The 9,354-nt window shown below is 38.6% G+C and carries 2 protein-coding genes and 1 pseudogene; 2 read left to right on the top strand and 1 reads right to left on the bottom strand.

From position 1 onward, the window contains the following. The coding region (locus tag OCF96_RS09680) for an LPXTG cell wall anchor domain-containing protein (protein WP_261447035.1) at positions 1 to 768 on the top strand (768 nt) is incomplete at its 5' end. Positions 769 to 873: 105 nt separating this feature from the next. On the opposite strand, the pseudogene OCF96_RS09675 reads toward OCF96_RS09680, so the two are convergent. Then, positions 874 to 1,020 (bottom strand): annotated as a pseudogene (locus tag OCF96_RS09675) (helix-turn-helix domain-containing protein); the annotation flags it as partial. Between the two features lie 340 nt (positions 1,021 to 1,360). Between OCF96_RS09675 and OCF96_RS09670 the strand changes: the two are divergent. After that, a partial coding sequence (locus tag OCF96_RS09670; protein ID WP_261447034.1) for a GEVED domain-containing protein occupies positions 1,361 to 9,354 on the top strand: 7,994 nt, incomplete at its 3' end.

The raw sequence follows: 9,354 nt of genomic DNA, 5'->3' as shown, positions 1-9,354 counted from the left end.
ACAGAACACATCTACGAAAAAGTTAAGACATCATTCAAGGATAAAGAAGGAAATGAAATTCCTAAATATCCAAGTGAACCAGGAACAGTCGATAAGAAAGATATTCCAGAATACCGCTTTGTAGAGACTAAGAAATTACCAAATGGTGATACAGAACACGTTTACGAAAAGGTAACAACTTTCTTTAAAGACAAAGACGGTAACGAAATTAGTGAAAAAGTAACTGGCTCTGTAGATAAGAAAGATATCCCAGGCTACCGCTTCGTAGAGACTAAGAAACTTCCAAATGGCGACATCGAGCATGTTTATGAGAAAGTCTCAACACCTTCACCTGCTCCTCAACCACATCCAGGTAAGCAAAATACAACTACTTGGACGGATGAGAATGGAAATCCATTGAAACCAACTGAGCCAGGTTCTAAAGAACCAGGAACAATTTCAGGTTATGAGTATGTGAAGACTGTGACCGATCAAAATGGAAATATCAGACATATCTTTAGAAAAGTTCAAACACCATCTCCAGTTGAACCGACTCAACCAGCACAACCGGTAGAGCCAGCAACTCCAGCAATGCCTGAACAGTCAGCGAAACCTCAAGTACAAGCAACACCAGCACAGCAAGTACAACCTACAGCAGCGAAAGAAGCTGAAGGTAAACGCGAATTGCCTAACACAGGTACAGAATCTAATGCTAGCCTAGCAGCACTTGGACTTCTTGGAGCCCTTAGTGGATTTGGACTTCTTGCTCGCAAGAAGAAAGAAGACTAAAAACTCATAGTTTTTGAGAAGATGATTCGTCATCTTCTTTTTTCTACCCTAAAATAGGCTCCATAATATCTATAGGGGATTTACCTACTACAAATAGTATAGAGCCACAAAGGGTGCTTTGTCGAGTAGAGGGCAAGTAAGGTTCTCTGACTTGTCTATTTCGTTTGACTTCTTTAGAAACAGTAGTCGGGTCTTTTAGAACAAGTTGCCCGATAGCTTTGAAGGTTTCACCGCGCTCTAGCCTAATTGGATGTCATTACGGTCTGAAAGGGTAAGGTGTTTATGTTTGGCATATGAATCTTATTTCTAACTCAAACGTCTCATATTTAATTCCATCATAAAAATCTGTTTTAGACTAACTTCCACTTTGAGCAGGCAAGTGGAAGTTACTTTGAGAAGTTAGCAAGTAATTATTTTAAATCATTAAACTTGTGTTATAAGTTTTATAATGATATAATTTAAGAGATGTTGATAATTATTGAGCACTCCGAACTCAGAATATTATACTCTTAATATTGCAAAAATATTTAAGGGGGGGGGCTTTTTATTTGTCTAAACATTCTAATATATTTTGAAGGAGGTTGTGGGTCTAATGAAAGGCAAACAACAACAAGATTTTCGAACGGAGAAGTACATTCGTTACGGTATCCGTAAATACAGCTTTGGAGCGGCATCGGTAGCGATTGCGGCTGGTTTGATGTTCCTAGGGAACGGTGCGGTATCAGCGACAGAAGTACAAAATGCTGAAACAGTAGTAGCAACAAATGCTTCTGATCAAGATAATAAGGAAAAGGCTGAGCCTAAGGCTGAAACAGTAGAAACTGTAAAACCAGAAACGGAAAAGGCTGCAGAAGTAAAACCTGAAGTTAAAGTAGAGGAAGCTAAAAAAGTAAATAAAGCAGTCCTTGAAGCAAGTATTGCAACTTTAGAGTCTAAACTTTCAACTGCTAAGTATGCAGACGCTACAGTAGTAAATTCGGCTAAGGAAGTATTGGCAACGGCTAAAGCAACTCTTGCCAAAACAGACGCTAGTCAAGTTGAAGTTGATACACAGGCAGAGCTTGTTACAGCTTTAAGCACAGTTGTAGTTGAATCAAACACTCTTGGTTTGGATAAAAAGCAAGAGGCAGAAAAAGTTGAAGCTGAAAAGACTGCTACAGCATCAGAAAAATCTCTTTCAGAAGCTAAAACTGTACTCGACAAAGCATTATCAGAGGCTGATGTAACAAATAGATTGGCAAATGCAGAACTTTCTAAAAAGGAAGTCAAAGAAGAAAATAAAGCAGCTGTAGAAGCAGCAGTAGCCAAAAACCAAGTTGTTCTTTCTGAAACAAAATCTCTTTTGGCTGAAAAAAGCGTAACAAAAGAACAAGTTGATGCCCAATTAGCACGATTAAACGAATCAATTCTGGCTGTTTATGATGAACTCCAAAAAGCAGGTGTCAATCGTAATGGCAAATTTGAAGTAGCATTGGCTGATGCGTCAGGTACAACAACTGGTAGAGTTGATGCGATTAAGAATGCTACTTTAGAAGCATATAAAGATGTAAAAAACTATAAATATTCAGCGAGTTTCTTAGGAGTAGAGAATAAACAACAATATACCGCGGACAAAAATAACGGTATCATGTGGTATGACTTCGGTAAGGCATATAAATCAGGTGGTAAAATCTCTGCGATTAGTAATGACTTAGGAAAACCAACTACAGATATTTCTATCTATGAAGATTCAAACGCAAACTTAAAACGTGACGCTCAAGCAGCTGGATTGACAAAAGCAACTGGATATCAACTAGCCCTACAAGTAGGTACAGTATTCGAACAAGAATTGTACCCTGGATATACTGTACGTATGGAAGTTACAGCTCTTAAACCATATGAGACTTCAGAAGTATATAAAGAACGTGCTCAAAAAGCAGGAGTTGAAGTAAAACATACTAAAGATAATTCAGAAATTACAAAGAACTCTATTCGTTATGATGGAACAGAAGTAGATGTACTAGTCCAAAAAGAAAAAGAAGGCGGACCTAGAACAGCAGGTATTGTTTCTGGGAACATGTTTAATAGATTTGGTTCTTCTAAAAACAATGCTACTATCGGGGTAACGTGGAAATTAACTCGTTTACTAAATGGTAAAGAGTTAAAAGGTGCCGATGTTCTATTGGCCGATGGAGAACAATTAACAAATACTGAAGCAGTTAACTATGTTACTGATGGTGGAAATTGGGAATTAGTAGAAGAAGCTAATGCGGCTCACAACCAACAAGGTGATGTATTAACAAATGCATTACCATCTGTTTCTTCAGATGGCAATGGTGGTTATAAATGGAATAATGGTACTTATGCTGAAGGGTACGCTGCACCACTTCGTCGTTGGGGACTAAACTCAACAGACGACTTGAAACAAGAAATGTATCTTGCTAACGGAACACCGAATACTCAAAGAGAGGGTGGAGCAGAAGACCGTCGTAATTTCTTTAACCGTAATGATAATGGATATTATAAAGCGTATTTAGATTTAGATGCTAATGGTGAGCCAAAACTAGGTTTAGGAACTAAAGTGATGGGACCATACCATACATTCAACGTTAATAGTTACTATAATACAAATGTACAAGGTTATGCGGCGAAAAATGGTTGGAATGCTTCTAGAACAATTCCTATTTTCGGATCTCGTGATGCTCAGAATGTATCTGTTTATATTAATGGGGCAGGAATGCAAAATGCTATGATTGGATTCTTAGCTGAGGATAAAGGAGATGCTCCAGCGACATACGGTGAGGCACGTCACAGTCTTAACGCAGTAAACCAAAGAACAGGGGAAGTATTACAACAACCACATTTAGGATCTACTAAACCAGACTTTGAAAAAAAATATGGTGTTGAAGAAGTGAATGGAAAACCTGTACTAACACCGATAGAGACACCTTCTTGGACAGGTGATGATGCAGTAAATATAACAAATAATGCTGGAATAAAAGATGAAGGAGAAGAACAGTTAGTTGGTGAAGGTAAGAAATATTCAGTAGTTACTTTATCAGACGGTACTACTCGTATTTCATTCAAAGCAAGTAGTGGAGCAGGAGAATTCACTAAACCTGACGGTACGAATCAATCATTAAACGGTAAGGCTTATGTACGTGGATGGATTGACTTTAACGAAAACGGGAAATTTGATCCAGAAGAGGAATCTGATGTAGTAGAAGTAAACGGAAATGATCAAGATGTGACATTAACTTTTACAAACAAAGCTAGAACTCAAGCGGCTTTAGAAGGTAAAGTATCACAACTAGGAACTCGTATCCGTATCGCTATGTCAAAAAATGAAATTTTAGTTCCTACAGGATCAGCAGCAACAGGTGAGGTAGAAGACTTCATAACACTATCAACTACAGCTCCTAAAGGTTCTGTAAAACAAACATCAGGTGCTCAAGGTGAAAAACAATCTGCAGTATTAACATTTACAGCATTTGGAACACAAAATACGGATCACTCAGCTGCAAACACAATCGATACAACAAAACTACCAGTTATCGTTTCAGCAGACGGAGTAGAACACGGACAATCTTATACAGTAGCAGGTCAAGGTACTTATACAGTTGATAATGATGGATTAGTGACGTTCACACCAGAAGCAACATTTGTTGGTACTGCAGATGGTATTTTTGTTCGTCGTGTAGATAAAAATGGAAACTCAACTGGATGGACAACATCTGTTTTACAAGATAAAGACACAGCAGTAACAGCTGCAAATGGAAGATCAACTTATACGAAATTCGATGGTAGCCTTGATGTCACTAAAGCAGTGGAAAAAACAATTTCACTTAGTGGTTTAACGACTACATCTATGGACGCAGTATATATTCCAACGGTGACACCAAAAGAATTAGAAGGTAAAAATGTAGATTCTACAGATATCCAAGGGAAACCACAAAAGAAAACTCCTACATTTAATCTAGCTGATACAACAACAGCAGTAACACCAAGTGAAAAATACCCAGCGAAATTAGTTGATGCCTCTGGTAATAAAGTAGATACACTAAAAGTAGATGGTGAAGGAACTTATACAATTAACCCAACAACTGGGGAAGTAACATTTACACCAGAACCAAACTTTAAAGGAACAGCTAAGCCAGTAACGATCGAGTTAGAAACTGCTGTAGGAGCAGATAAAAATGGAACTCCTGTGTTGAAGAAAGCAACAGCAACTTATACTCCAACTGTCGTAGGGGCAACACCAACAGCTCAGCTAGCTACTTCAACAGGAATTCAAGGTGAAGAGCAATCAGGAGTTGTATCATTCACTGCAGGTAAAGCAACAGTGGAAGGTGTAGAAAAAGAAGTACCACTTAAAGCTAACTCAGCGGTTCTACTTGATGCTTCAGGTAACCCAGTAGCGGCAGGTACTCCAGTAGATGCTTTAGATCCAGAAGGAAATAAAGTCGGGGAATACACAATTGACCCAACTACTAATACAGTAAAATTCACACCAACTAACAAAGAGTACAAAGGTAAAGTACAACCAGCTAACGTACAAGCAGAAGACGAAAACGGAACTAAAGTTAAAACAACTTATACTCCAACAATCGTAGGTGTTACACCAACTGCAGAACCAGCTGAAACAACAGATGTACAAGGTGTTGAACAATCTAAAGAAATAACATTCAAACCTGGTAAAGCAACTATCAACGGTGTAGAAAAAGAAGTACCACTTAAAACAGATTCATTTACATTATTAGATGAAAGTGGACAAGCAGCTCCATCAGTACCAGCTAAAAACCCAGCAGGAGATGTTATCGGTACTTACACACTTAAAGTGGTAGACGGTAAACCGACTGCGGTATTCACACCAACAGATAAAACTTATGCAGGAGAAGTTGCCCCAGTTACTATCCAAGCTAAAGATACAAATGGAACGCCAGTAACAACAACTTACACTCCAAATATTACTCCTGTAGAACCAACAGGAACTCCAACAACATCTGAAGGTGCACAAGGACAACCTCAAGAAGGAACTCCAACATTCACACAAGGTAATGATAAAGTTCCTATGAAGATCGATGCTACTCAACCAGCTAAATTAATCGATCCAGCTACTGGAAACCCAACTGATGAAACAACAATTCCAGCTAAAGATGCTAAAGGAAACACAGTTGGTACATACACTATCGAACCAACAACAGGTAAAGTAACATTCACACCTAACAAAGACTTCGTAGGTACTCCAGTACCAGCGACAGTTCAAGCCAAAGATGCGAATGGAACTCCAGCAACAGCTACTTATACACCAACAGTTAAACCAGTGACTCCAGAAGGTATCAACACATTCACAGAAGATATCCAAGGTGCACCTCAAAGTGGTAAACCACAATTCACACCTGGTAAGACTACAATTGATGGTAAAGAAGTAGAAGTACCAATGGATGACAATACACCAGCTAAACTGGTTGATCCAACTACTGGTCAAGAAGTAACAAGTGTAACAATTCCAGGAGAAGGAACTTATACAGTAGATCCAGATGGAACAGTACACTTCACTCCAGATAAACAATTCACAGGAAAAGGTAAAACATTAAAAGTAGTTCGTCAAGATACGAACGGAACAAAAGTTACTGCGGAATACACAGCAGTCGTTAAACCAGCTACACCAGAAGGGACAGAAGTTCTTACTGCAGCTGTTCAAGGTAAAGTACAAAGTGGTAAACCAAACTTCATCGGTGGTAAAGCGGAAGTTAACGGTGTTGAAAAAACTGTAGATATCGATAAAACTGTACCAGCGAAACTAATTGATCCTAAGACAGGTCAAGAAGCAACTACTGTAACAATCCCTGGAGAAGGAACTTATGAAGTTGCAGAAGATGGAACAGTAACATTCACTCCAGAAAAAGGATTTGTAGGAAAAGGTACAGAGCTTACTGTTAAACGTGTTGACTTAAATGGTACTCCAGCACTTGGTAAGTATACAGCTGTAGTAATCGGTACAAAACCAACTGCAGAACCATCAGTAACTTCAGATATCCAAGGTCAAACTCAAAGTCAACCAGTTAAATTCAAAGGTGGAACAGTTGAAGTAGAAGACCCAATGACAAAAGTTAAAACACAAGAAACTGTAGCCATTGATCCATCAACTTACACATTATTGGATGAAAGTGGACAACCAGCTACATCAGTACCAGCTAAAAACCCAGCAGGTGATGTAGTAGGTACATATACACTTGTTAAAGAAGAAGGTAAAGATCCAGTTGCAGTATTCACTCCAACAGTTAAATCTTACACAGGAGAAGTTAAACCAGTAACAGTTCAAGCGAAAGATACAAATGGAGTTGCAGTGACAACAACATACACTCCAAATATCACGCCTGTTAAACCAACTGCAAAAGCAGCTACTTCTGAAGGTGCTCAAGGTCAAGAGCAAAGCGGAACTCCAACATTCACTGAAGGACATGAAAAAGCTCCAATCGATAAAACTGTACCAGCTAAGTTAATCGCCCCAGAAACTGGTGAACCAACTGATGAAAAATCAGTAACAGTACCAGGAGAAGGAACTTATACAATTGATCCAGATACTGGAGTAGTAACGTTCAAACCAGAACCAAACTTCACAGGTAAAGCAACAGGAGTTGAAGTTCAACGTAAAGATACAAACGGAACTCCAGCTACAGCTAAATACACACCAACGGTTAAACCAGTAACACCAACATCAGATGATGTAGTATCTGAAGATATCCAAGGTGCTAAACAAACTGGTACTCCAGTATTCACACCAGGTAAAACAACAGTTAATGGTGAAACAGTAACGATCGAAATCGATCCTGCAGTTAAACCAACATTAGTAGGTGCTGACGAAGAAGGTAAAGTGGTAGTGCCAAACGAAGGAACATACACTATCGATGAAAATGGTGTTGTAACCTTCACTCCAGAACCAAACTTCACAGGTAAAGCTAGCGGAGTAACAGTTAAACGTGCTGACAAAAATGGTACAGAAGTAACTGCTAAATACACTCCAACAGTTAAACCAGTAACACCAACAGCTAAAGATACAACTACAACTGATGTACAAGGTGTAACTCAAAAAGGAACTCCAGTATTCACACCAGGTAAAACAACAGTTAACGGTGTAGAAAAAACAGTAGAATTATCTGATAAACCAGCTAAATTAGTAGATCCGAAAACAGGAGACCCTGTAGATTCAGTGACTGTAGATGGAGAAGGAACTTACACAGTAGCTCCAGACGGAACTGTAACATTTACTCCAAATAAAGACTTCACAGGTCAAGCAACAGGAGTAACAGTTAAACGTGAAGATAAAAACGGAACACCAGTAACTGCGAACTACACTCCAGTAGTATTACCAGTGACACCAACAGGAAAAGATGTAACCTCTATCGGTGAAAAAGGTGCAAAACAATCAGAAACACCGGTATTCAAAGCAGGAACAACTAAAGTAAATGGTAAAACAGTAGTAATCCCAATCGATGAAACTGTAGCGCCATCTCTTGAAGGTGCTGATGAAGAAGGTAAAGTAGTAGTACCAAACGAAGGAACATACACAATTGATTCAACTGGTAAAGTAACCTTCACTCCAGAACCAAACTTCGTAGGGAAAGCAAGTGGTGTAACCGTTAAACGTGTTGACGAAAATGGAACACCAGTAACTGCTACTTACACACCGACAGTTTTAGGTAAAACTTCTACTAAAGATGTGACATCTGAAGGTCCTAAAAATACCCCACAATCAAACACTCCAGAATTCAAAGGAGATGTAGATACAACAGTACCTCCAACATTCGAAGATGGAACAACTGAAAAAGTGGTACCAGGAGAAGGAACATACACAATCGACAAAGACGGTAAAGTAACGTTCACTCCAGAAGAAAACTTCGTAGGAACAGCTACTACAGTAGAAGTAGTACGTAAAGATAAGAATGGAAGAACAATCCAAGCTTCTTATACACCAACGGTACGTCCTGATACTAAGTATGTAGTAATAGGAAAAGATGGTAAAGAAACAGAATTAATTCCAACTAAAGATGGTAAGAACCCATCTGAAATTATCCCAGAATATAAAGTTGTTAAAACTGAAACAGATGAAAAAGGTAACACTAAACATATCTATGAAAAAGTAACTACAAAACATCTTGATTCAAAAGGAAACCCAATTCCAGGAACAACAACAGAAGAAGGAATAAAAGATCCTAAGACTCCAAAAGAAGTTCCAGGATACAAACTGGTTAAGACTGAGATTCTAGAAAGTGGAGATATCGAACATATCTACGAAAAAGTAACGACTTCATTCAAGGATAAAGAAGGAAATGAAATTCCAGGAAATCCAACAGAAGAAGGTGAACAACCTAAGAAAGACATCCCAGGCTACAAATTTGTAGAGACTAAGAAACTTCCAAATGGAGACACAGAACACGTCTACGAAAAAGTAACGACTTCATTCAAGGATAAAGAAGGAAACGCAATTCCAGGTAATCCAACAGAAGAAGGTGAACAACCTAAGAAAGATATCCCAGGCTACCGTTTCGTAGAAACTAAGAAACTTCCAAATGGAGATACAGAACACGTCTACGAAAAAGTAAC

The organism is Streptococcus mitis, assembly GCF_946190065.1.
Classification (GTDB): domain Bacteria; phylum Bacillota; class Bacilli; order Lactobacillales; family Streptococcaceae; genus Streptococcus; species Streptococcus mitis_DE.
This window is presented reverse-complemented; position numbering and strand designations above follow the sequence as displayed.